The 24,273-nt window shown below is 69.6% G+C and carries 27 protein-coding genes; 23 read left to right on the top strand and 4 right to left on the bottom strand.

Annotated features, from left to right (window positions below; genetic code table 11):
• Positions 1–20 precede the first annotated feature (20 nt).
• From ACWDSI_RS02475 to ACWDSI_RS02495, 5 genes are all read left to right on the top strand, one after another.
• Positions 21–1,328: a type VII secretion-associated protein gene (locus tag ACWDSI_RS02475; protein ID WP_449746162.1), complete on the top strand. Its 1,308-nt coding sequence runs from the start codon at positions 21–23 to the stop codon at positions 1,326–1,328.
• Between the two features lie 179 nt (positions 1,329–1,507).
• Complete coding sequence (rplM, locus tag ACWDSI_RS02480; RefSeq protein ID WP_449746161.1) at positions 1,508–1,951, top strand: 50S ribosomal protein L13; 444 nt, start codon at positions 1,508–1,510, stop codon at positions 1,949–1,951.
• On the top strand, positions 1,948–2,535 hold the full coding sequence (gene rpsI / locus ACWDSI_RS02485) for a 30S ribosomal protein S9 (RefSeq protein ID WP_449755564.1): 588 nt from the start codon (positions 1,948–1,950) through the stop codon (positions 2,533–2,535). The genes rplM and rpsI overlap by 4 nt, the downstream gene beginning before the upstream one ends.
• 1 nt (position 2,536) lies before the next feature.
• On the top strand, positions 2,537–3,892 hold the full coding sequence (gene glmM, locus ACWDSI_RS02490; RefSeq protein WP_449746159.1) for a phosphoglucosamine mutase: 1,356 nt from the start codon (positions 2,537–2,539) through the stop codon (positions 3,890–3,892).
• Entirely contained in the window at positions 3,889–4,578 is a 690-nt protein-coding gene (locus ACWDSI_RS02495) for an HAD family hydrolase (protein ID WP_449746158.1), read from the top strand. The genes glmM and ACWDSI_RS02495 overlap by 4 nt, the downstream gene beginning before the upstream one ends.
• Here the strand turns inward: ACWDSI_RS02495 and ACWDSI_RS02500 are convergent.
• On the bottom strand, positions 4,546–5,274 hold the full coding sequence (locus ACWDSI_RS02500) for a cation diffusion facilitator family transporter (RefSeq protein ID WP_449746157.1): 729 nt from the start codon (positions 5,272–5,274) through the stop codon (positions 4,546–4,548). The genes ACWDSI_RS02495 and ACWDSI_RS02500 overlap by 33 nt on opposite strands.
• Positions 5,274–5,621, bottom strand: coding sequence for an ArsR/SmtB family transcription factor (locus ACWDSI_RS02505; protein ID WP_449746156.1), 348 nt, complete (start codon positions 5,619–5,621; stop codon positions 5,274–5,276). The genes ACWDSI_RS02500 and ACWDSI_RS02505 overlap by 1 nt, the downstream gene beginning before the upstream one ends.
• Positions 5,622–5,694: 73 nt before the next feature.
• On the opposite strand from ACWDSI_RS02505, the gene ACWDSI_RS02510 reads away from it, so the two are divergent.
• From ACWDSI_RS02510 to groL, 15 genes are all read left to right on the top strand, one after another.
• Complete coding sequence (locus ACWDSI_RS02510) at positions 5,695–6,153, top strand: hypothetical protein (RefSeq protein WP_449755565.1); 459 nt, start codon at positions 5,695–5,697, stop codon at positions 6,151–6,153.
• Positions 6,150–7,139 (top strand): hypothetical protein, encoded by a 990-nt coding sequence (locus tag ACWDSI_RS02515; RefSeq protein WP_449755566.1) that lies wholly within the window; start codon positions 6,150–6,152, stop codon positions 7,137–7,139. Before ACWDSI_RS02510 ends, ACWDSI_RS02515 begins: the two co-directional genes overlap by 4 nt.
• Positions 7,136–7,393 (top strand): hypothetical protein, encoded by a 258-nt coding sequence (locus tag ACWDSI_RS02520; RefSeq protein WP_449755567.1) that lies wholly within the window; start codon positions 7,136–7,138, stop codon positions 7,391–7,393. Before ACWDSI_RS02515 ends, ACWDSI_RS02520 begins: the two co-directional genes overlap by 4 nt.
• A 10-nt stretch (positions 7,394–7,403) precedes the next feature.
• Positions 7,404–8,345 (top strand): dienelactone hydrolase family protein, encoded by a 942-nt coding sequence (locus ACWDSI_RS02525; protein ID WP_449755568.1) that lies wholly within the window; start codon positions 7,404–7,406, stop codon positions 8,343–8,345.
• A gap of 6 nt (positions 8,346–8,351) precedes the next feature.
• Entirely contained in the window at positions 8,352–10,214 is a 1,863-nt protein-coding gene (gene glmS / locus ACWDSI_RS02530; RefSeq protein ID WP_449746151.1) for a glutamine--fructose-6-phosphate transaminase (isomerizing), read from the top strand.
• A gap of 7 nt (positions 10,215–10,221) precedes the next feature.
• Positions 10,222–11,673: an NAD(P)H-hydrate dehydratase gene (locus tag ACWDSI_RS02535; protein WP_449755569.1), complete on the top strand. Its 1,452-nt coding sequence runs from the start codon at positions 10,222–10,224 to the stop codon at positions 11,671–11,673.
• A gap of 46 nt (positions 11,674–11,719) precedes the next feature.
• On the top strand, positions 11,720–13,177 hold the full coding sequence (locus ACWDSI_RS02540; protein ID WP_449755570.1) for an HNH endonuclease: 1,458 nt from the start codon (positions 11,720–11,722) through the stop codon (positions 13,175–13,177).
• A gap of 23 nt (positions 13,178–13,200) precedes the next feature.
• On the top strand, positions 13,201–14,382 hold the full coding sequence (alr, locus tag ACWDSI_RS02545) for an alanine racemase (protein WP_449755571.1): 1,182 nt from the start codon (positions 13,201–13,203) through the stop codon (positions 14,380–14,382).
• Positions 14,379–15,506, top strand: coding sequence for an alpha/beta fold hydrolase (locus ACWDSI_RS02550; protein ID WP_449755572.1), 1,128 nt, complete (start codon positions 14,379–14,381; stop codon positions 15,504–15,506). The genes alr and ACWDSI_RS02550 overlap by 4 nt, the downstream gene beginning before the upstream one ends.
• A complete protein-coding gene (tsaE, locus tag ACWDSI_RS02555; protein WP_449755573.1) occupies positions 15,503–15,961 on the top strand; it encodes a tRNA (adenosine(37)-N6)-threonylcarbamoyltransferase complex ATPase subunit type 1 TsaE in 459 nt (152 codons plus the stop codon). Before ACWDSI_RS02550 ends, tsaE begins: the two co-directional genes overlap by 4 nt.
• On the top strand, positions 15,954–16,694 hold the full coding sequence (tsaB, locus tag ACWDSI_RS02560; protein ID WP_449755574.1) for a tRNA (adenosine(37)-N6)-threonylcarbamoyltransferase complex dimerization subunit type 1 TsaB: 741 nt from the start codon (positions 15,954–15,956) through the stop codon (positions 16,692–16,694). The genes tsaE and tsaB overlap by 8 nt, the downstream gene beginning before the upstream one ends.
• Positions 16,691–17,188, top strand: coding sequence for a ribosomal protein S18-alanine N-acetyltransferase (gene rimI, locus ACWDSI_RS02565; protein WP_449755575.1), 498 nt, complete (start codon positions 16,691–16,693; stop codon positions 17,186–17,188). Before tsaB ends, rimI begins: the two co-directional genes overlap by 4 nt.
• Positions 17,185–18,234, top strand: coding sequence for a tRNA (adenosine(37)-N6)-threonylcarbamoyltransferase complex transferase subunit TsaD (gene tsaD, locus ACWDSI_RS02570; protein ID WP_449746143.1), 1,050 nt, complete (start codon positions 17,185–17,187; stop codon positions 18,232–18,234). Before rimI ends, tsaD begins: the two co-directional genes overlap by 4 nt.
• A 223-nt stretch (positions 18,235–18,457) precedes the next feature.
• Positions 18,458–18,757: a co-chaperone GroES gene (gene groES / locus ACWDSI_RS02575; protein WP_449746142.1), complete on the top strand. Its 300-nt coding sequence runs from the start codon at positions 18,458–18,460 to the stop codon at positions 18,755–18,757.
• A gap of 128 nt (positions 18,758–18,885) precedes the next feature.
• On the top strand, positions 18,886–20,499 hold the full coding sequence (groL, locus tag ACWDSI_RS02580) for a chaperonin GroEL (protein WP_449746141.1): 1,614 nt from the start codon (positions 18,886–18,888) through the stop codon (positions 20,497–20,499).
• An 85-nt stretch (positions 20,500–20,584) separates the two neighbouring features.
• Here groL and ACWDSI_RS02585 read toward each other — a convergent pair whose 3' ends face one another.
• Entirely contained in the window at positions 20,585–20,881 is a 297-nt protein-coding gene (locus ACWDSI_RS02585; RefSeq protein ID WP_449746140.1) for a WhiB family transcriptional regulator, read from the bottom strand.
• A 425-nt stretch (positions 20,882–21,306) separates the two neighbouring features.
• Between ACWDSI_RS02585 and ACWDSI_RS02590 the strand changes: the two genes are divergently transcribed.
• The 3 genes from ACWDSI_RS02590 to ACWDSI_RS02600 all read left to right on the top strand — a co-directional run bounded on the left by ACWDSI_RS02590 (position 21,307) and on the right by ACWDSI_RS02600 (position 23,688).
• A complete protein-coding gene (locus tag ACWDSI_RS02590; protein WP_449755576.1) occupies positions 21,307–22,125 on the top strand; it encodes a hypothetical protein in 819 nt (272 codons plus the stop codon).
• 83 nt (positions 22,126–22,208) lie between these two features.
• Positions 22,209–22,796 carry a sigma-70 family RNA polymerase sigma factor gene (locus tag ACWDSI_RS02595; RefSeq protein WP_449746138.1) on the top strand — a complete coding sequence of 196 codons (588 nt, stop codon included), beginning with the start codon at positions 22,209–22,211 and terminating at the stop codon, positions 22,794–22,796.
• Positions 22,780–23,688 carry an anti-sigma-D factor RsdA gene (locus tag ACWDSI_RS02600; RefSeq protein ID WP_449755577.1) on the top strand — a complete coding sequence of 303 codons (909 nt, stop codon included), beginning with the start codon at positions 22,780–22,782 and terminating at the stop codon, positions 23,686–23,688. Before ACWDSI_RS02595 ends, ACWDSI_RS02600 begins: the two co-directional genes overlap by 17 nt.
• Positions 23,689–23,731: 43 nt before the next feature.
• Here ACWDSI_RS02600 and ACWDSI_RS02605 read toward each other — a convergent pair whose 3' ends face one another.
• Positions 23,732–24,121, bottom strand: a complete 390-nt coding sequence (locus tag ACWDSI_RS02605; RefSeq protein ID WP_449755578.1) for a DUF5319 domain-containing protein — start codon at positions 24,119–24,121, stop codon at positions 23,732–23,734.
• Between the last annotated feature and the right edge of the window lie 152 nt (positions 24,122–24,273).

Raw genomic sequence — 24,273 nt, forward strand, 5'->3', positions numbered from 1 at the left:
ATCGCAGGTGTGAGAACCGTATGACGGTCACCGACCGGTCCGCCGCACCCCGGCCACGACCCCTCGTGCTCGATCCCGTCTACGCGACGGGCACCGAGGCCGCAGCGCTGCGCGGGATGCTCGAATCCGTCGACGCGGCGACCGTGCCGGTCGCGGGCGGGCGGCGGTTCACCCGGGATGTGTTGCGTGACACGCTGGGTGCGGCGATCGCCGCCGCCACACCCGGCGCGAATGACACGCGGCCGGTGGTGATCGGCTATCCCAGCACGTGGGGTGCGGTGCGCCGGGCGGTGCTCGCCGCGGCGGTGGCCGACCTACCCGTCGACGTGTCGCTGGTCCCGCGCGCGGTGCTGATCGCCCGCAGTCACAGCGACGTCGCGATGCAGCGGTGCGCGGTGGTGGAGACCACGCACGTCCCCGGCTATCCGGTCGATCCCGCACACCCGCTGCCGCGCAGTTGGGATGTGCAGCGACTGACCCGCGGTGCCGACGGCTGGGTGATCGATCGCAGCGGCGTGATCGGCCCGGACGGACCGGCCGATCGGGTGGAGTCGCTCATCGACGACTCGGTGGAGGCCGTGTTCGTCGACGGCGAGGTTCCCGCGGAGGTCTCCGATGCCATGGACTTGGTGAGGGCGCATGTCGTCGCGGGCCGCGTGGTGGGTGTCGACCACCCACTGATCGCCCGCTACGGCGCCCGTTCGGGGCTGATCGAGCCGATGACGCACGTCGTGGACCCCGCCGGAGGTGCCGACTCCTCGTCACGACCGTCCACGCGTCGTCGATGGGTGTGGGCTGCTGCGGCGGTGGCACTGGTGGTGGCGGTCGGGGCCGCGGTGGTGGGGGTATGGCAACGCGACGAACAGCCTCCCGATCCGACACGGCAACTCAGCGTCGGGCGGACCTCCCTCATCGTCCCGACCGACTGGCAGCAGAGTTCACCACCGCCGCCGAGCGGATCGGCGGGCACCGCCGACACCGTGTCGCGGACGGTGTTCACCGATCCCGCCACCGGAGGCCGCATCCTGCTGGTGCAGACCGAGGTGCGATCGGGATCGACCACCGAGTCGGTGGCCACCAGCCTGGCCAACCGGATCCGGCAGCGCGGTGACGACGTGGTGACCGAGTTCTCCGCGTCCACCCGATTCGCCGGACGTGACGTCATCGCCTACCGGGAGGCGCCCGCCTCGGGTTCGGCGATCCGCTGGTATGTACTGGTGGCCGGCGATCTGCAGGTCAGTATCGGATGTCAGGCGGGCTCCGACGGGCAACCGGTGGACGCGCAGTGCGCCACCGCCGTGGGCTCGGCGCGCGTCGCGGACGCGTGAGCGCGGCGGGCGTTTTGACCCTGACCTGCGCTCTCGCGTAAGCTGGATCGCTGGTGCGCGGCACCCGTCTGCCCTGGTGGCGGCGGGTCACCGAGGCCCGGGTCCCCATCGGTCGCCGGGAACTCCTCCGCCACGACACCCGACCGATACCCGAATCTCGTGAAAGAGAAGGACCGACTGTGCCTACCTACACCCCGAAGGCCGGTGACATCACACACTCGTGGCATGTCATCGACGCCACCGACGTGGTGCTCGGCCGGCTCGCCGTGCAGAGTGCCACTCTGCTCCGCGGCAAGCACAAGCCCACCTACGCCCCGCACGTCGACGGCGGCGACTTCGTCATCATCATCAACGCCGAGAAGGTTGCGCTGACCAGCAACAAGGCAGAGCGCAAGCTCAACTACCGCCATTCCGGGCATCCCGGTGGCCTGACGGTCCGGACGACTGCGGAGCTGCTGGAGTCCCACCCCGAGCGTGTGGTCGAGCAGGCCATCAAGGGCATGCTCCCGCACACCAAGCTCGGTCGCGCGATGGCCTCCAAGCTGAAGGTCTACGCCGGACCCAACCATCCCCACGCGGCCCAGCGCCCCGTCCCCTTCGAGATCAAGCAGGTGGCCCAGTGACCAACGAGAACATCAGCGACGAGGCCGTGGAGAACGCCGCAGCAGCACAGGCCGCGGCCGGTGACGATGTCGCCGCCGCCGAGACCGCTGTCGAGGAAGCCGTGGAGGCCGTCGAGACCCTCGAGAACGCCGACGACTACGACACCGACGTCGCGGCGGCCGCAGAGCCCGCCGTGGACCGTGGCCCCGTGGTCATCGACCACCCGATCCAGACCGTCGGCCGCCGCAAGGAGGCCGTGGTGCGGGTGCGTCTGCTGCCGGGCACCGGAGGCTTCCAGCTCAACGGCCGCACCCTCGAGGACTACTTCCCCAACAAGGTGCATCAGCAGCTGATCAAGGCCCCGCTGGTCACCGTCGAGCGCACCGAGTCGTTCGACATCTACGCCAAGCTCGTCGGCGGCGGCCCCTCGGGCCAGGCCGGCGCGCTGCGTCTCGCGATCGCCCGTGCCCTCATCGAGGTCACCCCGGAGGATCGTCCGGCACTGAAGAAGGCCGGCTTCCTCACTCGCGACCCGCGTGCGGTGGAGCGCAAGAAGTACGGCCTGAAGAAGGCCCGCAAGGCGTCGCAGTACTCCAAGCGCTGACTTGGCACGCCTCTTCGGAACCGACGGCGTCCGAGGCCTGGCCAACGACCAGCTCACCCCCGAGTTGGCGTTGCGCCTGGCCTCGGCCGCCGCGGTCGTTCTCGAAACTTCCTCCGGCATCGCACCCGGCCGTCCCCGGGTGGTGGTCGGTCGCGATCCGCGCGCCTCGAGCGAGATGCTCGAGGCGGCCGTCTGCGCCGGTCTCGCAGCGGTGGGTGCCGACGCGATCCGCGTCGGTGTGTTGCCCACGCCGGCGATCGCCTTCCTGACCGCCGACTACCGCGCCGATTTCGGCGTGATGATCTCGGCGTCGCATAATCCGATGCCCGACAACGGCATCAAGTTCTTCGGAGCCGGCGGGCACAAGCTCGACGACGACGTGGAGGACCGCATCGAGGCCGCGATGACCGGCGACCTCCCGCACCCGGTGGGTGCCGGGGTCGGTCGGCTGCGTGCGGCGCCCGACGCCCAGGCGCGGTACGCCGCTCACCTCGCCGAGACACTCGACGTCCGCCTCGACACGCTGACGGTAGTGGTCGACTGCGCCAACGGCGCGGCCTCGCAGGTGGGTCCGCTGGTGTTCGGCGCCGCCGGCGTGAACGTGATCCCCATCCACGCCGAACCCGACGGCATCAACATCAACGCCGACTGCGGCTCCACCCACATGGACAAGCTGCAGGCCGCCGTGCTCGAACACGGCGCCGATCTGGGCCTGGCACTCGACGGTGACGCCGACCGGTGCCTGGCCGTGGACTCCACCGGGCAGATCGTCGACGGCGACGCCATCATGGCCATCCTCGCCACCGCACTGCACGAGCAGCACCGGTTGCGCGACGGCGTGCTGGTGGCCACGGTGATGAGCAACCTCGGGCTGCACCTGGCGATGCGTGCCGCGGGCATCGAGGTGCGCACCACCGCGGTGGGCGACCGATACGTGCTCGAAGAGCTGCGCCGGGGCGGTTACACGCTCGGCGGTGAACAGTCCGGCCACATCGTGTTCCCCGCGGCCGGCACCACCGGCGACGGCGTGCTCACCGGGCTGCTGCTGATGCAGCAGCTGGTGCGGACCGGACGACGTCTGGCCGAGCTCGCTGCGGTGATGACGGTGCTGCCGCAGGAACTCATCAACGTGCGGGTGGACGACAAGCACGCCGTGGCCCGTGCCGAATCGGTGCAGGACGCGGTGGCCGCCGCCGAGGCCGAACTCGGCGCCACCGGCCGGGTGCTGCTTCGACCGTCGGGCACCGAACAACTCGTCCGGGTGATGGTCGAGGCGCCCACCGCCGACGTCGCGCGCGCGGTGGCCGAACGTATCGCCGACGTGGTGTCCACCGCGGGCACGGCAGTCGAGGCGTGAACACACCGCGGGCCGTACTCTTCGACTTCTCGGGCACACTGTTCCGGTTCGAGGCACGCGACGAGTGGTTCGCCGACCTGCACGACGAATCCGGTGCGCCGCTGCACGTCGAGCATCAGGCGGAACTGATCCGGCGGATGACCCAGCCGGTGGGTTTGCCCGCCGCAGTGACCGACGATGACCGGATCTCCTGGGAGCGCAGGGATCTCGACCCCGCCGAGCATCGGCGTGCCTATCTGGCGATCCTGCGGGCGTCGGGGCTGACGGTGCCCGGACACGCCGAGGCCCTGTACCAACGGGTGCTCGACCCGCAATCGTGGATGCCGTTTCCCGACACCGCCGACGTGCTGCGGGGTCTGTGCGAGAGCGGTGTGCCGGTGGGCGTCGTCAGCAACATCGCCTTCGACCTGCGTGCCGTCTTCGGGCTGCACGATCTGTTGGACACCGTTGGCGCATGGGCGCTTTCGTACGAGGTGGGGGCGATCAAGCCCAACCCGCGCATCTTTCACGCCGCCCTCGACGAACTCGGCGTGCCCGGCTATGACGCGCTGATGGTCGGCGACAGCGAGGAAGCCGACGGCGGCTCACGACGGATCGGATGCGCCTTCGAACTCGTCGCCGACGCCCCGGTCGCCGAGCGTCCCGATGCGCTGTTACGGGCGGTCGCCGCGCACGGACTGCGCTGAGATCTGCCCAGCCGCCGGGTCGCTGGCGTGATCGTTTGCGCAGCAACCACATTCGGTATCTTCCTGTGGTGACGGCGCACAGCACAGGCGCCCACGCCAGGCCTCGACGCCCTCCCGCACCGCGATCACCGCGATCACCAGGCCGGCCACCGGATCGGCCCACGACCAGCCCCAGAGTCCGTTCACCACAAGGCCGATCAGCAGCACCGCCGACAGGTAGGTGCACAGCAGGGTCTGCTTGGAATCGGCCACCGCCGACCGGGAGCCCAGTTCGCGCCCGGCGCGACGTTGCAGCCATGACAGCACCGGCATGATCACCAGACTCGCCACCGCCACACAGATACCGATCAGCGACGGCCGCGCGGGTTCGGCGACTCCCAGCAGGGTTGTCGCGGAATCGATCGTCACGTACGCGGCCAGGGCGAAGAAGGAGAACGCGATGATGCGCAGTGCGGTATGCTCCCGGGTCTGCGGGTCGCGTGCGGAGAACTGCCAGGCCACGATGGCCGCCGACGACACCTCGATGACCGAGTCCAGTCCGAAGGCCACCAGCGCGGCCGACGACACGCGGGTGCCCTCGGTCAACGCCACGACCGCCTCGATCACGTTGTAGGCGATCGTCGCGGCCACCAGCCATCGAATCCGTCGCTGCAGGGCGGCGCGGCGGGTGGCGCCGGGGGTGATGGTTGCGCTCATCAGCAGCACCCGTCCGTCTCGGCATCGGGGCAGCAGGACGGGTCGACGGTGAGCACCAGGCCCATCAGATCGTCGAGTGCGCGACCGATGCCCGCGTCGGCGAGTTCGTATCGGGCGCGACGTCCCTCCGGCACCACCGCGACGAGTCCGCAGCCGCGCAGGCAGGCGAGGTGGTTGGACATCTTCTGACGGGACACGCCCAGCTCGTCGGCGAGATCGGCCGGGTACGCCGGACCGGTGCGCAGACGCAGCAGCACCCGGCTGCGTGTCGCGTCCGAGAGGGCATGCCCGAAGCGGACGAGAGAGTCGAGAACGGGGGACTCGAGAACGGGGGAGCCGGAAGTCACCCACTGATGGTACAGCGATTTCTGTATTGCGAAACCGGGATATCCGGATGCGGTCGCGTGCACGCGTGCGGCGATGGAACCCGTGGTGTGCCGGCTGCGTCTAGACTTCAACGCCATCACCGCGCACCTGGTCTGGTGGGCGCGCGTTCGTTCGTGGGAGGGTCGGTCGATGGATCACGGGGAGTCCGGAAACCCGGGAGCGCCGAGCGGAATGCCGCCCGCACCGCTAGTTGTCGATGTCGATCAGGTCGACGCCGTCGCCTCGTTCTACCGACGCGCCGCGCTCGTGCTGTCGGCAGCCGGCGACGACATGGCGGTACATCACTTCGGCGGCTGGGCGGTGGGCCCGGGCTACCGGGCGCTCGGCGAGCGGTATGCGGTGATGAGCGCCTTGGTCGCCGACCGGCTGCGGGAGCAGGCGGCCGCCGCCGACGGTCTGTCAGAACTACTCGGACGCGGGCTGGACGAGCTGGTCGACGCCGACGCGGCGCAGGCCCACCAACTCGGCGGCATCGCGGAGCGGGACACGTGAGCAGATCCGCGGATTCGCTTCCGGCGCTGCGGGTTAGGGCACTGCAGGGTGTCGATGCCCTGGTGGAACTTCTCGGGGTGGGACGCAGCCTCGGACTGGTGGTGCCCGACGACGAGCAGATCCGGGCGCCGTTGCGGCGCATCGGCGACTTCGACGTCAACGGTCTGTCGGCGGACTCGCATCGTCTCGCGGCGGTGCACCGTGCGGTGTCCGATCAGCTTCATCGTCTGCCCGAGCAGCAGGTGCGTCTCGACGACGGATGGTCGAGCGCATCGGGCGCCGCGGCGGTGGGGATCATCATCGAGCATCAGCGACGCGCGGAATCCGATCTCGATGTCCTGCGCACACTTTCGGAGGCCACCGGGGCTGCGGCGTCGGGCATCGACCGGATTCTGCGGACCTGGTATCTGGCGGTGGCGAGATGCTCGGCGCCCGTGGTGGCCGGGGTGCCGGTCGTGGAGCTTCCCGGTGCGATCCTCGTCGGCAAGGTAACGCTGCCCGTGGTGGCCGCCGACATCGGCTCGCGCGTCACGCTGCTGCAGTCCACCGCCGAGATCACATTGCGGAGTGTGGATCTCATTCTGGACACGCTCAACAGGGCCACCGAGGGGCTGGCGGCCACGGACGCCCACGCGCCTCGCACTCCGCCACCGCCCCCGCGCGCCGACATCATCGACCACGCACCGGTGGCCACCGTTGCGCCCGCCGACCCCGAGGCCGCCACCGTCGCGCCCGCCGACCCCGGCACCGGTTCCACCGACTCAGGTTCCACCGACTCCGACGTGCCGCTGACCCTGCCCGGCACGGACGTGGCGCCGCAGGTCCCGGACACCGCGCCCCCAGACCGAGAACCCGGAGACCGAGCACCCGCAGACCGAGCACCCGAGCCGCCGGTCGAGCCGACGTCGATCGATTCCGGGCCGCGCGGGGCCGTCGACCCGGTGCCGCACCCCGACGGCGACCTCGCACTGGCAGGTGACCAGTGAATCTCGCCGATCAGATCGAGGGCATCACCCGCGACGCCACCGACCGCGTCGCCGCGGCCTCCCGCGCGTTCTCCCTGGCCCAGGCCGAACTCACCGAGCGCGCGGCCACCGAACACCGCGACGCGAGTGCGACGGCACGTCTGCGTGCGGAACTGCTCGACGACGCCGATGCCGCCGATGCGGCCACACCGCGCATCATGTTGCCCGCCGACGTGGCCGAGGCCAGTCCCCACCGGCACCCCGACACCCCCTAGGCTGATCGTTGTGTCCGGCAAGAAGCGCGCCAGCAAGCCGTCCCGGCCCCCGGCCAAGCTGATGAAGCAGCTCGCCACCCGAGGCCCCTACCGCGTGCTGCGCGGCAACCTGGGCATCGTCGGCATTCCCGGTCAGGTGTTCACCCCCGCCGAGGGCACCCGTCGCGCTGCGATCGCGTTCGGACACGACTGGCTCGTGGACAGTCGCCGCTACCGCGACCTGCTCTATCACTTCGCGTCGTGGGGATTCGTCGTGGTGGCACCCGACACGCAGACCGGGGCGGTCCCGTCGGATGTGGGATTCGCCGCCGACCTGCGGTCGGCCCTGTCGATCGTCTCGCACTACCCGCTCGGCACCGGGCAGGTCACCGTCGACCCGGATCGCACGGGACTCGTCGGCCACGGATTCGGTGCCGCCGCAGCGGTGATCGCCGCGGGTGATCGGCCACTTCTCGGCCAGGAACCCGCAGCCGTGGCCGGGCTGGTCGGTCTGTTTCCCGCGCCCACCACGCCGATGCTGCCCGCCGCCGCGGGCACCGTGACGGCACCGGGTCTGCTGCTCGCCGGAAGCGAGGAGATCGACAACGTCGACGCCAACGCGCTCTCGCTGGCCGGCGACTACGGCGGCGATGTGGTGTTGCGCACCATTCCGCAAGCGAGCCGTCGCGGCCTGCTGGAACGACGTACGCCGAAATCACTGCTCGGCATGAACGGCGCCGACAAGAAGACCCACACGGCGGTGCGGGCCATCACGACGGGATTCCTGCTGCACACACTGGACGGCGACGCCGAGTACGCGGCGTTCGCCGATCCCGACGAGATACTGGGCAAGACCACCGTCATCGACGTCGACGAGCCGCCGGAACAGCCGCTGGGACAGGTGTCGCGGCTGTTGGGCGCCAAACCGCGCACCCGAGCTCGCAAGCTGTTGCAAAAAACCCCGGTACGCTGACTACCTATGTGTGGAATCGTCGGATACGTGGGCAGGCGTGATGCCCTCGACATCGTCGTCGAGGCGTTGCGCCGGATGGAATACCGCGGATATGACTCGGCCGGTGTCGCGATCCTCGACGGGCGGGGACACACCGCCATCGAGAAGAAGGCCGGCAGGCTGGAGAATCTCGACAAGCAGATCGCGACGGTGGGGCGGGAGGCCCTGGCCGGCACCACCGGCATGGGCCACACCCGGTGGGCCACCCACGGTCAGCCCACCGACCGCAACGCCCACCCGCATTCGAGCGCCGACGGCAAGATCGCCGTGGTGCACAACGGCATCATCGAGAACTACGGGCCGCTGCGCGCCGAACTCGAGGCCGCGGGCATCGAGTTCAGTTCCGATACCGACACCGAAACCGCGGTTCACCTGGTGGAACGCAACTACGCCACCGGGCCCACCGCTGGCGACTTCGTCGCCAGCACCTACGAAGCGCTGCGCGGCCTCGAAGGGGCGTTCACCCTCGTCTTCACCCACTCCGACCACCCCGACACGATCGTCGCCGCGCGCCGGTCCACGCCGCTGGTGGTGGGTGTCGGGGACGGAGAGATGTTCGTGGGCTCCGACGTGACCGCGTTCATCGAGCACACCCGCGACGCGGTGGAACTCGGTCAGGACGAGGTGGTGGTGATCACCGCCGACGGCTACACCATCACCGACTTCGACCAGGACCCCCGCCCGGGCAAGCCGTTCCACATCGACTGGGATCTGGCCGCCGCCGAGAAGGGTGGCTACGACTTCTTCATGCTCAAGGAGATCGCCGAGCAGCCCGCCGCTGTCGCCGACACCCTGCTCGGGCATCTGGTGAACGGTCACATCGTGCTCGACGAGCAGCGACTCTCCGACGACGACCTGCGCGACGTCGACAAGGTGTTCGTGGTGGCCTGTGGCACCGCCTACCACGCCGGCCTGCTGGCCAAATACGCCATCGAACACTGGACCCGGCTGCCCGTCGAGGTGGAACTGGCCAGCGAGTTCCGCTACCGCGACCCGGTGCTCGACCGGCAGACCCTGGTGGTGGCGATCTCGCAGTCCGGCGAGACCGCCGACACCCTTGAGGCCGTGCGCCACGCCAAGGACCAGAAGGCGCGCGTACTCGCGATCTGCAACACCAACGGTGCGCAGATCCCCCGCGAATCCGACGCCGTGCTCTACACCCATGCCGGCCCCGAGATCGGCGTGGCCTCCACCAAGTGCTTCCTCGCGCAGATCGCTGCCGCCTACATGGTGGGATTGGCCCTGGCGCAGGCCCGCGGCACCAAGTACGCCGACGAAGTGGCCCGCGAGTTCGGTGCGATGGAAGCCATGGTCGAGGCCGTACGCGAGGTCCTCGGCACCATGGAGCCGGTGCGTGACCTGGCCCGATCGCTGGCCCACCACAACACCGTGCTGTTCATCGGCCGCCATGTGGGTTATCCGGTGGCCCTCGAGGGTGCGCTCAAGCTCAAGGAACTCGCCTACATGCACGCCGAGGGTTTCGCCGCCGGCGAGCTCAAGCACGGGCCGATCGCGCTGATCGAGGACGGCCTGCCGGTCATCATCGTGATGCCGTCGGCCGACGGCCGTGCGGTGCTGCACTCCAAGATGATCAGCAACATCCGCGAGATCCAGGCGCGCGGCGCGCTGACCATCGTCATCGCCGAATTCGACGACGACACGGCACGCTCGGTCGCCGATCATTTCATCCCGATCCCCAAGACGCCGACACTGCTGCAGCCGCTGGTGTCCACCGTGCCGCTGCAGGTCTTCGCGGCCAGCGTCGCGCAGGCGCGCGGCTACGACGTCGACAAACCCCGCAACCTGGCCAAATCGGTCACGGTGGAATAGCACGGCGATGCCGGTCCGCTACCTCACCGCCGACGCCGTCCGCGTGGCGGAGCGTGCCACCGGAGAGTTGCTGGCCAACGGCACCCTGATGCGGCGCGCGTCGCACGGCGTGGCGCAGGTGGTGGCCGGCGAGCTCAACCGGACCGGTGGCTGTTACGGACGCCACGTGGGTGTGGTGGTCGGTGCCGGCGACAACGGCGGCGACGCACTGTTCGCCGGTGCTGCACTCGCGCACCGCGGAGTGCGCGTCAGCGCGGTTCTGCTCGCTCCCGACAATGCACACCCCGCGGGGCTCGCGGCCTGTCGTGCGGCCGGTGGGCGAGTGGTCGGGGAAATGCCCGCGGGCGTCGACATCGTGATCGACGGGGTGGTGGGGATCGGCGGCCACGGACCGCTGCGTCCCCCCGCGGCCGCGGTGTTCGAGGCGCTCGATCCGGCCACGACGGTGGTGGCCGTCGACCTGCCGTCGGGTGTCGACGCCGACACCGGTGAGGTCCACCGGCCCGCGGTACGCGCCGACATCACCGTCACATTCGGGGCGCTGCGCAACCTGCATCTGCTGGCCGCACCGCAGTGCGGACGCGTCGAACTCGTCGACATCGGCCTGCCCGAGGACGCCGACGGCGAACCGACCACCGGCGGAGGGAGCGCGGCGGTGCGGCTGTACTCGCTGCGCGACTCCGAGGTCGCCGAGGCGTGGCCCGTCCCCGGCCCCCACGACGACAAGTACACCCAGGGCGTGGTCGGCGTGATCGCCGGATCGCACCGCTACCCCGGGGCGGGGATCCTGTGTACCGGCGCAGCGGTCACCGCGACGTCGGGGATGACCCGCTACGTCGGGTCGGCGCACGCCGAGGTGGTGGAGCACTTCCCGGAGGTGGTCGCGGTCCCGGCGTTCGCCGATGCCGGTCGGGTGCAGGGCTGGGTGATCGGGCCCGGCGCGGGCACCGACGACGACGCGGTCGACCTGCTGCGCACCATCCTGGCCACCGAACTGCCGGTACTCGTGGACGCCGATGGCCTGACGGTGCTCGCCGAACACCCGGAGCTGGTGCGCGGCCGAGACGCCCCGACACTGCTCACCCCGCACGCGGGCGAGTTCGCGCGGCTCACCGGAGAACCGGTCGGCGCCGACCGGTTGGGCGCGGTGGCCGGGCTCGCGCGCCGCTGGGGTGTCACCGTGTTGTTGAAGGGACGCGTGACGCTGGTTGCCGAACCGGACGGCACCGTGTTCGGCAACGACGCGGGCACCTCGTGGGCGGCCACCGCCGGTGCCGGCGATGTGCTGTCGGGGATCGCGGGTTCGCTTCTGGCAGCAGGACTTCCGCCGATCTGGGCGGGTGCCTGCGCGGCGCGGGTGCATGCGCGGGCCGCGTCTTTGGCCAGCGGGGGAGCGCCCATCGGTGCCTCGACGCTGCTCGCCGGGCTGCGTCCGGCGATCAGGGCGTTGTTGGCCTGAGACCGGGCGGTCCGATTCTGTCGGTGGGCAGCGTTAGTGTGAACGCATGTTCGATTACGGCAGCTCGGAGGAAGACTTGGCACGCATTGCGCGTGCCGGGTCCGACGAGTTGTGCGATGCCGGTGTCGAGGCGCAGCGCCTCGAACGGCAGGCGTGTGCCCGCAAGATCATGACGGCGGTGCGCGTGGCCGCGCTCGTCTTCGATCAGGTGATGGACCTGTGCGAAGGCCGTAATGTCAACGCGCTGCCGGAAAAGGCTGCGCTGCGGGAGGTTTCGATCCGGTTCGGGGTGTCGGTGTCGGTGGCCGGCAAGTGGATCGCCCTCGGCGAGGGGCTGCGGGACATGCCCGTGGTGCTCGATGCATTTCTCGACGGTGACCTCTCCGAACACAAAGCGCGGATTCTGACCGACGTCCTCGAGTGCGTACCCGATGACAAACGCGACCTGCTGCTCGACGCCGCACTGAGTTGGGCCACGGCCGCCACCACCGGCTCCGAGCTACGGGAGAAGCTCGACGAGATGGTGATCGCGTTCGATCCCGAACTGGCCGCCGAGCAACGCCGCGAATTCGCCAAACAGCAAGATGTCCGCATCCGCAAGGAGGCGCACGGCCATTGGAACATCGACGCCATGGTGCCGTTGGAAGACGGGATGTTCGCGAAACAGCGCCTGGCCGAGATTATTTCGCGCAGCGTCTGCTCCGACGACCCGCGCCCCCTCGGGCAGCAGCGGGTGGCGGCACTCGGTGCGATGATGCGCGGTGAGTCCTCCATACCCTGCGCATGCGGCCGCGACGACTGCCGGAAAACCCCGCACACCGCAGACTCGGACGCCGCAGACTCGGACACGGCAGACTCGGACACCGCAGACTCGGACACCGCAGACTCCGGACACCGCAGATCCGCACACCGCAGACTCGGACACCGCAGCGCCCTCGACGGAGCTCTCGGTCGTCGCCACCCAGGCGGTGGTCAGCGTGATCGTCGACGCCCCCACACTGCCTGGCAAGCGCTGCACCGCGCCGGTGCCGTGGAACCCGGTATCCGCAAGGGCCGCCCACGGCGTGCGGGCACCATCGCCCCCACGCACCTCGTCAGCGGCGGCCCCATCGTCGTGCGCTCACGCCCACCCAACGAGATCGACCTCGCTTCCCTGTCGCCGATTGACCCGAGCGGGCACGGCGGACTACAGGCACCGACCCCCGGGGCCCTGGTGTACCAACCGGGCGCGGCGATCCGCCGCGAGGTGCACCTCTCGGATCGGCGCTGCCGCGGACCGTTCTGCGATCAGCCGGCCTCGTCGTGTCAGTTGGATCATGTCGTGCCCTTCGACCACGAGAATCCGCTGGCAGGCGGCTGGACCATCCCGGATGACCTCATCCCGCTCTGCATACCGTGCCACCAGGTCAAACACCTCGGAATCTGGATTCCGACGCTCTACCCCGGCCGTATCGTGGTCTGGCGGCACCGCGACACCGGCGAGATCGTCGTGACCCATCCCTAAGACGGTCTGGGACAATGAACGCGATGACCACTTCAGATCTGCCGCCCGCGGCCCTGACCGCCACCGTCGACCTCGACGCGATCGCCCACAACATCGGTGTGCTGCGTGCTGCGTCCGGTGCCGACATGATCGCCGTGGTCAAGGCCGACGCCTACGGGCACGGAGCGGTCCCGGTCGCGCGGGCGGTACTGGCCGCGGGCGCCGCCGAACTCGGTGTCGCGCACGTCGCCGAGGCGCTGGCCCTGCGTGGCGCGGGCATCGATGCGCACATCACCGCCTGGCTGCATCATCCGCACACCGACTTCGACGCCGCCATCGCCGCCGACATCGACATCGCGCTCTCGTCCCGCCGGCAATTGGCCGCACTGATCGCGGCGGCCGAACGAACAGGCGCCACCGCAACCGTGACCGCCAAGGTCGACACCGGGCTCAACCGCAGCGGTGTGGCCGCCGACGAATGGGCCGACTTCGCCGACGACCTCGCCAAGGCCGCCGCCGACGGTTCGGTGCGGGTGCGCGCGATCATGTGCCATCTGGCACGCGGAGACGAGCCCGACCATCCGCTGAACTCGGCCCAGGCGCAACGCCTCGACGATGCCGCCGCCGACCTCGTCCGGCTAGGCACCCCGGCCGAGGTGATGCACATCGCGAATTCGCCTGCGGCGCTGACCCGCCCGGATCTCGCGCGCGACCTGATCCGGCCCGGCATCGCACTGTACGGGGGTGCCCCGATCCCCGGCCGCGACTTCGGATTGATCCCGGCGATGACCCTGCACGCCGAAGTGGTGCTGGTGAAACGGCTCGCGGCGGGGGAGGGCGTGTCGTACAGCCACACCTGGGTCACCGACCGCGACACCGTCATCGCGGTGATCCCCGCCGGATACGCCGACGGGGTGCCGCGCGTGTTGTCGAACAGGCTCCGGGTCATGATCGGGGGCCGCTCGTTCCCGCAGGTCGGGCGAATCTGTATGGACCAGTTCGTCGTTGACCTCGGACCCGATGGTGGCGGTGTGGCCGAGGGCGATACAGCCGAACTGTTCGGCACCGGCGCCGCCGGCGGCCCCACCGCACTGGACTGGGCGGCCGCGAGCGACACCATCGACTACGAGATCCTCACCGGCATCGGCGCCCGCGCACGGCGCGAGTACGTCGGTGGAGTGATGGGCGGAGTGACGGGCGGCCGCGCGCCGGTGGGGCAGCGGTGAACAACTCCGAGAGACTCGGTGTGGTGGCCGGGATCGCGGGTCTGGGCGCGCTCGGCGGACTCGCCGCCGCGAGTGTGTCGCGGACCGCGGCCCGTCGCCGCCGTTATTCGGCCGACGATCCGTGTGCCGGAATCGATTTCACCGCGATCTACGCCGACGAGGCATCCACGGTGACCACCGATGACGGCCTGGCGCTCGCGGTGCGCACGGTCGATCTGGGCGGCCTGACCCACACCGACACCCCCGAACTCACCGTGATCTTCGTCCATGGGTTCAGCCTGCGTATGGCGGCGTGGCACTTCCAGCGATTCGATCTGGCCGACATCTGGGCCGATCGCCGCATCCGCATGGTGTTCTTCGACCACCGCGGACACGGCAAGAGCGAAGCCGCACCACCCGAGACGTGCACCATCACGCAAGTCGCCGACGACCTCGCCGCCGTGATGCGGACGGTGGCCCCGCGAGGGCCGATACTGCTGGCCGGGCACTCCATGGGTGGCATGGCGCTGATGGCGCTCGCGAGGCGCCACCCCGAATTCTTCGAACCGTCGGGACCGGTGGTGGGGGTGGCGCTGATCGCCACCGCGGCGCGTGGGCTCACCGAGGCCGGCTTGGCCCGTGGCCTGCGTAATCCGTTGGTGGACGCGTTCCGGGCGACGGTGCGCCACACGCCGCGGGTGATCGAGGCCGGACGCGACCTCACCCGGCTCGTGCTGGAACGCGTGCTCGTCTCCGCCAGTTTCGGTCCCGACTTCCACAGCCCCACCGCCGGCCGGGCGGTGGAGAAAATGATCCAGAACACCCCGATCTCGACGGTGGTGAGTTTTCTGAACACGCTGGAACAACATGACGAATCGATGGGACTGCCGGTGATCGCCCGCGTCCCCACCGCAGTGGTGTGCGGTACCGCCGACAAGATGACCCCGCTGCCCAACTCGTTGCACATGTACGGCGAACTCGGCGACGACTCCCGCCTCGACGTGGTGGAGGGGGCCGGACATATGGTGCTGATGGAGACACCCGACCGGGTGACCGACGCGATCGCCGATCTCGCCGAACGTGCCCGCGCCGCACAACCGCAGCCGCATCGGCCGTGGTACAAGGCGCTGAGGCGGCGAGGATGACGCCGATCCCGCCCGAGCAACGCCGCGATCTGCCCGACGTGGCCGACACGGAGTTGCTGGGACGCGAACTGGGACAACAGCTCGGTGCCGGAGACCTGGTGATCCTCGACGGTCCGCTCGGGGCGGGCAAGACGGCGCTGGCGCGCGGGATCGCCGCCGGACTCGGCGTGATCGGCCGGGTGTCGTCGCCGACCTTCATCATCGCGCGCGAACACAAACCGGGCGGCGCGGGAATGCCGGGCATGATCCACGTCGACGCCTACCGGTTGGGCGGCCTCGACGAACTCGATGCCCTCGACCTCGACACCGACCTCGACGACGCGGTGGTCGTGGTCGAATGGGGCGAAGGGGTGGCCGAGCAGCTCGCCGACCGGCATCTGCTCGTGCGGCTGCGACGTGACCCCGACACCGATGTGCGGCACGCGAAATGGGGATGGGTGAGCGGACATGAGTGAGCACGAGCCCACGCCGGTCCGCACCGTGCTGGCCATCGACACCGCCACCGATGCGGTGGTGACCGGAGTGGCCACCATCGGTGTCGGGGGCGTGGGGGATACCGATGACGCCGTCGCGGTGCTCTCCGATCGCGGCATCACCGATCACCGCCGCCACGCCGAACTGCTGACCACGCTGATGTCGGAGGCCCTGGCCGTCGCCGGGGTGCGCCGCGACCAACTCGACGCGGTGGTGGTCGGCTGCGGTCCGGGCCCGTTCACCGGACTGCGCGTCGGCATGGCCACCGGCGCCGCCTTCGGTGATGCACTCGGACTGCCGGTGTACGGCGTGTGCTCGCTCGACGCGATGGCCGCCGACGCGGCCCGGCACACCCCGCGCGCGTCGTCGATCCTGGTGGTCACCGACGCACGCCGGCGTGAGGTGTACTGGGCGCGCTACCGCGACGGGCACCGGGTACGCGGCCCGGAGGTGGCCGCCCCCGCCGACGTCGCTGTAGCGCTGTCCGCGGAGCCCGCCGATGTGGTCGCCGGTTCGCCCACACATCTGGCGGCGTGCGGCTGGACGGGCGAACCGCCGCTGCTGACGACGCCGACCGTGACCGGACTGGCGGCCGCCGCCGCACCCGCGCTGCTGGCCGGTGCCAGTCCCGAACCCCTTGTGCCGCTGTATCTCCGGCGACCCGATGCGGTGGAACGCAAGGATCAGCGCGTCCAGGAGGTGACCCCGCGATGACCACCGGTGAACTGCTCATCGACCGGCTCGACTACCCCGACATCCCGCGGTGCGCCGCCCTTGAGCGCGAGATGTTCAGCGGCGACTCACCCTGGCCGGCGTCGGCATTCCGCGCCGAACTCAACGCCCCGCACAACCAGTACTTCGCCGCGCGCGACACCCCCGGTGGCGAGGTGGTGGGCTATGCCGGGATCTCCACGCTGGGCAGCGACCCGGATTTCGAATGCGAGATCCACACCATCGCCGTGGCCCCGTCGCACCGTGGCCGCGGCTACGGCCGGGCACTGCTGACCGAGATGCTCGCGGTGGCCGATGCCGCCGACGCGCCGGTCTACCTGGAGGTGCGCACCGACAACGACACCGCGATCGCACTCTACGAGCGCCACGGGTTCGTCCGGCGAGGAATCCGCCGCAACTACTATCAGCCCTCCGGCGCGGACGCCTACACCATGGCGCGCCCGTCGGTGTCCGGACGGGCAGGTGATCCCGCATGATCGTGCTGGGTGTGGAGAGCTCGTGCGACGAGACCGGGGTGGGCATCGTCCGGTGGCATCCGGCCGGCGACACGACACCCGGACACGTCACCCTGCTCGCCGACGAAGTGGCCTCCAGCGTCGACGAGCACGCGCGCTTCGGTGGCGTGGTGCCCGAGATCGCCTCGCGCGCACATCTGGAGGCGATCGTGCCCACCATGCGCCGGGCGTTGCGCGCCGCGGACATCGAACGGCCCGATGCCGTCGCCGTCACCATCGGCCCCGGACTCGCCGGTGCGCTGCTGGTGGGTGTGGCCGCGGCCAAGGCGTATGCGCTGGCGTGGGATGTGCCGCTGTATGCGATGAACCACCTCGGCGGGCACGTCGCGGTGGACACCCTCGAACACGGGCCGATGCCCGAATGCGTGGCGCTGCTGGTGTCCGGCGGGCACACGCATCTGCTGCACGTCACCGATCTCGCCGACCCCATCGTCGAACTCGGGACCACCGTCGACGACGCCGCCGGTGAGGCCTTCGACAAGGTGGCGCGTCTGCTCGACCTCGGCTTTCCGGGCGGCCCGGCGCTGGACAAGGCAGCGGCACACGGCGACCCGCACGCCATCGAGTTTCCGCGCGGCATGACCGGGCCCCGCGACGCCCGCTACGACTTCTCGTTCTCCGGGGTGAAGACGGCCGTGGCCCGCTATGTGGAGAAGTGTCGCCGCGACGGCATCGAGGTGCCCGTCGCCGACATCGCCGCGTCGTTTCAGGAGGCGGTGGCCGACGTGCTGACGCTCAAGGCGGTGCGTGCGTGTACCGACCTGGGGGTCGACACCCTGGTGCTGGGAGGCGGAGCGACGGCCAACTCACGGATCCGGTCGCTGGCGGCCGAACGGTGCGCGGCGGCAGGCATCACCCTGCGTGTCCCCACGCCACGACGCTGCACCGACAACGGCGTGATGATCGCGACCCTGGGCGCCCATGTCATCGCCGGTGGCGCGGCCCCGTCGCCGCTGACGGTCGCCACCGATCCGGGCATGAGCGTGCAGGTGTCGCAGTACCGGTGATTCCGTCCGTGCGAGCGCGGCTGGTATGACCGCCGTGGCGGGCCGAATTCGCGTGAGTATTTGCACCCGGGAACCTTGAGTGCTGGCACTCGCGTGTATAGAGTGCTAGTAGGCACTGGTGAGAACCCTCGGCACCCGCGACGACGGGGGATCTCCCTCAGGGCCCACGAAAACGTACGGACAAGTACATCGTTTCTCAGAACGAAAGTTGAGGACTCACATCGTGGCGAGCGTGAACATCAAGCCGCTTGAGGACAAGATCCTGGTGCAGGCCGTCGAGGCCGAGACGACCACCGCCTCGGGCCTGGTCATCCCGGACACCGCCAAGGAGAAGCCCCAGGAGGGCACCGTCATCGCCGTTGGCGAAGGCCGCGTCACCGAGCAGGGCAATCGCGTCCCGGTCGACGTCAAGGAAGGCGACACCGTCATCTACAGCAAGTACGGCGGCACCGAGATCAAGTACGCCGGCGAGGAGTACCTGATCCTCTCGGCACGCGACGTGCTCGCGGTAGTCGGCAAGTAAGGACCCACGGGACCATCGTGTGGTCGTTCCGCCCCGGAGTCTCGCGAGACAGTTTCGCGCAGACACCGGGGCGGAACACTTTGCGTGGTCTCCACTGATCTCGACCCCCACTGATCTCGAGAGGAATCATGGCCAAGCAGATTGAATTCGACGAGGAAGCCCGGCGTTCGCTCGAACGCGGCATCAACACTCTCTCCGACACCGTCAAGGTGACCCTCGGCCCCCGCGGCCGCCACGTGGTCCTCGCCAAGGCGTTCGGCGGACCCACCGTCACCAACGACGGCGTGACCATCGCCCGCGACATCGACCTCGAGGACCCCTTCGAGAATCTCGGCGCGCAGCTGGTGAAGTCGGTGGCCACCAAGACCAACGATGTCGCCGGTGACGGCACCACCACCGCGACCGTGCTGGCGCAGGCCATCGTCGCAGCGGGTCTGCGCAACGTGGCCGCCGGCGCCAACCCGATCGCCCTGGGCGCGGGCATCGGCAAGGCCGCCGACGCGCTGAGCACCGAACTGCTCCGCGTGGCCACCCCGGTCGACGGTGAGAAGGCCATCGCGCAGGTCGCCACGGTCAGCTCGCGTGACGACGAGGTCGGCGAAATGGTCGGCAAGGCGATGACGACCGTCGGGGTCGACGGTGTGGTCACCGTCGAGGAGGGCTCCGGCCTGCAGACCGAACTCGACATCACCGAGGGCGTGCAGTTCGACAAGGGCTATCTCTCGCCGTACTTCGTCACCGACTTCGACAACCAGGAAGCGGTCCTCGAGGACGCGCTCGTGCTGCTCTACCGCGACAAGATCAGCTCGCTGCCCGACTTCCTGCCGCTGCTGGAGAAGGTGGTGCAGGCGGGCAAGTCGCTGCTGATCGTCGCCGAGGACGTCGAGGGTGAGCCGTTGTCGACGCTGGTGGTGAACTCGATCCGCAAGACGGTCAAGGCGGTCGCGGTGAAGGCCCCGTTCTTCGGCGACCGTCGCAAGGCGTTCCTCGAGGACCTCGCCGTCGTCACCGGTGGCACGGTGATCTCCTCGGATATCGGCATCAACCTCGCCGACGCCGACCTCGACCTGCTCGGCTCGGTGCGGCGTGTGGTGGTCACCAAGGACACCACCACCCTCGTCGAGGGTGGCGGCACGGCCGAGGCCATCGCGGCCCGCGTCGACCAGCTGCGCCGGGAGATCGAGAACAGCGATTCCGATTGGGATCGGGAGAAGCTCGCCGAGCGGCTGGCCAAGCTGTCCGGCGGTATCGCCGTGATCCGCGTGGGAGCGGCCACCGAGACCGCCCTCAAGGAGCGCAAGCACCGCGTGGAGGACGCCGTCGCGGCGGCCAAGGCCGCGGTCGAGGAGGGCATCATCCCCGGTGGCGGCTCGGCGATCGTGCAGGCTGCCAAGGTGCTCGACGCGCTGGCCGACGAGGTGTCCGATGACGAGGCTCTCGGTGTGCGTGTGGTGCGTGACGCCGCACGCGCGCCGCTGTACTGGATCGCCACCAACGCGGGTGTCGACGGTGCCGTCGTGGTGAACAAGGTGTCGCAGGCGGCTGCGGGCGACGGCTTCAACGCCGCCACCCTCACCTACGGCAGCCTGCTCGCCGACGGCATCATCGACCCGGTCAAGGTGACCCGCTCCGCGGTGGTCAACGCCGCCTCGGTGGGCCGGATGGTTCTGACCACCGAGACCGCCGTCGTGGACAAGCCGGAGGAGGGTGCCGCCGACCACGGTCACGGCCACGCGCACTGACGCCGTTCACACACGAACCCGGGGTGGACCGATCGGTCACCCCGGGTTCGTCATGTCTGTGGTGTGTTTCTTGCGGTGAACGTCCTCAGCTGGCGATGCGGCGTCCCACGCCGCGCTTCATCAGCATGCTGCGCTCGGATTCCGAGAGGCCGCCCCAGATTCCGTAGGGTTCGGCCACGGCCAGTGCATGCTCGCGACACTGTGCGATCACCGGGCACTTGTGGCACATTTCCTTGGCGTGGCGTTCGCGCTGGGCGCGGGCGCGGCCGCGCTCGCCGTCGGGATGAAAGAACATGGACGAGTCGACACCGCGACAGAGGCCTTGCATCTGCCAGTCCCAGATGTCTGCGTTCGGGCCGGGGAGGTGATTTGGCTGAGGCATTGCACAAACTCCTTCGAGTCTCGAAGCACCGGCGCGGATTCCCGCCTGCACCGCAGGGCCGGAATTCTGGTCTCGCACTGCCGTGATCGGCGATGCACCGCAAACACTAAGCGGGTGCGAGAAACAGCGTCAATACCGTCTCGTGACCCCCGAAAAGGCCCGAAGATTCCATCATTGTTAACGAAATGTTGTGCATGCGGACCGCGCTACCACATCGCCCCGGGCGCGGTGACCGACCCCCTCGGCGCGATGGTCGCACCCCAGCTGAACAGTGCAGATACGCGATTGCCAACTGCGCATTCACAAAGACCCGATGGTCGGCGACGCAATGACCGTCGTCGCGCACGTAACATGACGGAAATCCATCGATCATCTTGCCGTGATTTTTCTGTCGCATTTTGCGAATGTGTCGGATGGTTAAATTCATGCTAACTGAGAGTGCGGAGAGTGACGGGGGACACGAAATCGCGCAGTTCGGGGCACGAAACCGGTGGAGTGCCGCAGTCGAGCGGGGCGGTCGGGGAGACGGTGCCGCGGCCCTGACCGAGCTCGCACGCGTCGAGCGGTGGGGTCGGGCACACGCCGACGCCGCGCTCACCTCACTCGCGTTGTCGACCACCGCGTCGTTGTACCGGCAATGCGGACGCCATCAGACGTCGCGTCGATTCGACGGTCTGGCGTTGGCCGCGTTGCCGCGGCCGTTCGCCTCCACCAGCCCGTGGTCACGCGCCGCGGCACTCGACGCCGTGACGGGACTGGCCGCCGACGCGTTGGGCTTGGCCGAGTTCGGGGTGGCCGCGACGCTGCTCGACCGGGTCGCCGCGCTGCTTCGGACCGCCGACGATGACGACTGGCCGACCGCGATCAGGCCCCGTCTGCGTGCGTGCTGGGTGCGCGCGGAACTGGCCCTCTACACAAACCGGCCGTCGGACGCCCTCACCGAGGCGCTGGCCGGGCAGGAGATCATCGCCACTGTTACGCCCGGACACGAGCGCCACCGGATCAAGACCGACCTCATCGCGGCGGCCGCCCGGGCGGGGGCGGGTGAGCTGCGCACGGCCCGGTTGCTGGCGCACGACTGTCGCGACCGGGCGTCGGCTCTCGGGCTGATGCCGCTGACCTGGGCGGCATTGCTGCTGATCCGGGGCCTGGGCGACACGACGACCGAGACGATTACTTGCCTCGACGCCGCCCATGAGATGCTGGTGGATCGAGGCATGCCGTTCGCGCACGCCCAGTGGTGAGCCCGGCATCGATGTATGCGGGGAAGGTCAGGACTGGCACGACCGGTCAACACGATTGTGTAACACGGGGATCTCGACGGGCGATGAAACTGACGGGTGTTGAGTTGGACCACGCCGTCCGCGCTGCCGCGCAGGGCGATCGTGGTGCTCTCACCTCGGTTCTCGAAAGCGTGCAGGAACCCGTCTTGCGCTACTGCCGGGGACGAATCGGTGTGGGAGAGCGACATTTGTTCTCCGCGGACGATGTGGCCCAGGAGGCGTTGATGGCGGTCATGACGGCGCTGCCCCGGTACCGGGATCAGGGTCGGCCATTCATGGCATTCGTGTACGGCATCGCCTCGCACAAGGTGGCCGATGCGATGCGGGTCGCGGGCCGGATGAAGGCCGATCCGGTGGAGGACGTGCCCGAGGTGGGCAGCATCGTCGGCGGACCGGAACAGAAGGCACTCGAGGCCGACGCGAGCCGCGAGATGCGTGAACTGCTCGCGCTGATCCCGGAGCGACAGCGCGAGGTCCTCATCCTGCGCCTGGTGGTGGGACTCTCCGCGGAGGAGACCGCCGAGGCGGTCGGGAGCACACCGGGGGCGGTACGGGTGGCCCAGCACCGTGCGCTGGCCAAGTTGAAAGAAGAGATGAAAAGGACAGGAGGGCGTGATGAACGACGAGCATGATCGGCGTCGACGCGGCCCCATGTCCGATTCGACGCCCAGCGGCGGCTGGCAGATGCCCGACGACGAACCGGTCAATCTGTCGGAGGTCAACTTCGACGACGCCTACCTGGACTCGCTGTCTCGCGACCTGCCCACGCCCACACGCGATTCCGCTGAGTACGAACTCGCCGGCCTGCTCTCCTCCTGGCGGCACGAGGTACTCGCCGAACCACTCCCGCCGTTGCCCGGTGTCGAGGAAGTGGAACGCGCGATCGCGGCCGAGCAACCCGTGCGGCGGGCCAACCGGGTGGTGCGGACACTGCGGGTGGTGGCCGGTGCCGCGGCCATCGCGGTGGTGGCCGCAGCGGGCCTGACCGTCATGTCCGAGAGGGCGCAGCCGGGCGATCCGCTGTGGGGCGTGAAGAAGGTCGTGTTCGCGCAGGCGGCGTCGGAAACCCAGGCCGCCTACGACGTGCGATCGGATCTCGAGCGGGCCGAAGCGCAACTCGCCGCGGGCAACACAGCCGAAGCGCAGCAACTCATCGCCCGGGCACAGAACGCGATGGGACCCGTCCGTGACAGTTCCACCCGGGCCGACCTGGACGATCGAATCAACAGGCTGCGCGCGGATGCGGGAACCGTCACCTCCACCCCGGGCGGCGGCGCACCTGCCGTGCCCGGACCGGACGGAACGCTCCCCGAGACCAGCGATGCCCCGGATGCGACGACTCTCACCAGCGTGCCGACGACAGATGCACCGGTGACCACCGCGCCCACCACCTCGCCCACGACGACCACGTCGCCGACCGAACCGGGCCGAACGCCACCGCCGACATCGACGCCGGCGAGCTCCACCCGTTCAACGGCGCCGGCCACCACCACAACAACAACGACCACCCCGGTCCCGCGCTGAGGACGGGGGTCTCCTGGTCACCGGGCCCGGTGGCGTCGGGTGCTCAGCGTTCGCCGTCGAGGTGGCCACGGGCGTCGGCGTACCCGCGGCAGTAGTCCCAGGTGACATAGGCGTCCGGGCGCGGGTCGACGGCCGGCTCGTGCGGGCGCACGGTGCCGTCGATCAGCAGTTGCAGCAGGTTGGCGCGCAGCATGTCCCAGTCGTGGTAGTGGTCCTCCTGGCAGTCGTCGCAGACGACGACGAGTCCGCGGATCCCCCGATGGGCGAGCAGCGCTTCATAGACCGCCAGATCGGCGAGATCCTCCTCGACCGCGAGACGCTCGTTCTCGTCCAGCGGGATGCCCGGCTCCATCGAATCGAGGACCGCGGCGGGATCGCTCGGGTCGTCGGCGAACGGGTCGGGCGGAAGGCCCGGAGGTAGATGGTCACGCACATCACCACGGTAACCGATGGTGAGCGGCCCGCGCCGCAACGCCTCCACAGATCGATGACATGACACGACACCTTTTCTGCGGTCGTCGTCGGCGTGTCGCCGGTGATCGCGCAGGGCGGAATCGACGGTACGGCCAATGCCGATACCATGGA

It is taken from the genome of Gordonia sp. NPDC003429 (assembly GCF_053588575.1).

What these genes read in the sequence shown, in the direction of transcription:
- ACWDSI_RS02475 (WP_449746162.1), top strand. Translation starts at nt 21, where the DNA reads ATGACGGTCACCGACCGGTCCGCCGCACCCCGGCCACGACCCCTCGTG.
- ACWDSI_RS02500 (WP_449746157.1), bottom strand. Translation starts at nt 5,274, where the DNA reads ATGAGCGCAACCATCACCCCCGGCGCCACCCGCCGCGCCGCCCTGCAG.
- ACWDSI_RS02510 (WP_449755565.1), top strand. Translation starts at nt 5,695, where the DNA reads ATGGAACCCGTGGTGTGCCGGCTGCGTCTAGACTTCAACGCCATCACC.
- glmS (WP_449746151.1), top strand. Translation starts at nt 8,352, where the DNA reads ATGTGTGGAATCGTCGGATACGTGGGCAGGCGTGATGCCCTCGACATC.
- ACWDSI_RS02535 (WP_449755569.1), top strand. Translation starts at nt 10,222, where the DNA reads ATGCCGGTCCGCTACCTCACCGCCGACGCCGTCCGCGTGGCGGAGCGT.
- ACWDSI_RS02540 (WP_449755570.1), top strand. Translation starts at nt 11,720, where the DNA reads ATGTTCGATTACGGCAGCTCGGAGGAAGACTTGGCACGCATTGCGCGT.
- alr (WP_449755571.1), top strand. Translation starts at nt 13,201, where the DNA reads ATGACCACTTCAGATCTGCCGCCCGCGGCCCTGACCGCCACCGTCGAC.
- tsaE (WP_449755573.1), top strand. Translation starts at nt 15,503, where the DNA reads ATGACGCCGATCCCGCCCGAGCAACGCCGCGATCTGCCCGACGTGGCC.
- tsaB (WP_449755574.1), top strand. Translation starts at nt 15,954, where the DNA reads ATGAGTGAGCACGAGCCCACGCCGGTCCGCACCGTGCTGGCCATCGAC.
- rimI (WP_449755575.1), top strand. Translation starts at nt 16,691, where the DNA reads ATGACCACCGGTGAACTGCTCATCGACCGGCTCGACTACCCCGACATC.
- tsaD (WP_449746143.1), top strand. Translation starts at nt 17,185, where the DNA reads ATGATCGTGCTGGGTGTGGAGAGCTCGTGCGACGAGACCGGGGTGGGC.
- groL (WP_449746141.1), top strand. Translation starts at nt 18,886, where the DNA reads ATGGCCAAGCAGATTGAATTCGACGAGGAAGCCCGGCGTTCGCTCGAA.
- ACWDSI_RS02585 (WP_449746140.1), bottom strand. Translation starts at nt 20,881, where the DNA reads ATGCCTCAGCCAAATCACCTCCCCGGCCCGAACGCAGACATCTGGGAC.
- ACWDSI_RS02590 (WP_449755576.1), top strand. Translation starts at nt 21,307, where the DNA reads ATGCTAACTGAGAGTGCGGAGAGTGACGGGGGACACGAAATCGCGCAG.
- ACWDSI_RS02595 (WP_449746138.1), top strand. Translation starts at nt 22,209, where the DNA reads ATGAAACTGACGGGTGTTGAGTTGGACCACGCCGTCCGCGCTGCCGCG.
- ACWDSI_RS02600 (WP_449755577.1), top strand. Translation starts at nt 22,780, where the DNA reads ATGAACGACGAGCATGATCGGCGTCGACGCGGCCCCATGTCCGATTCG.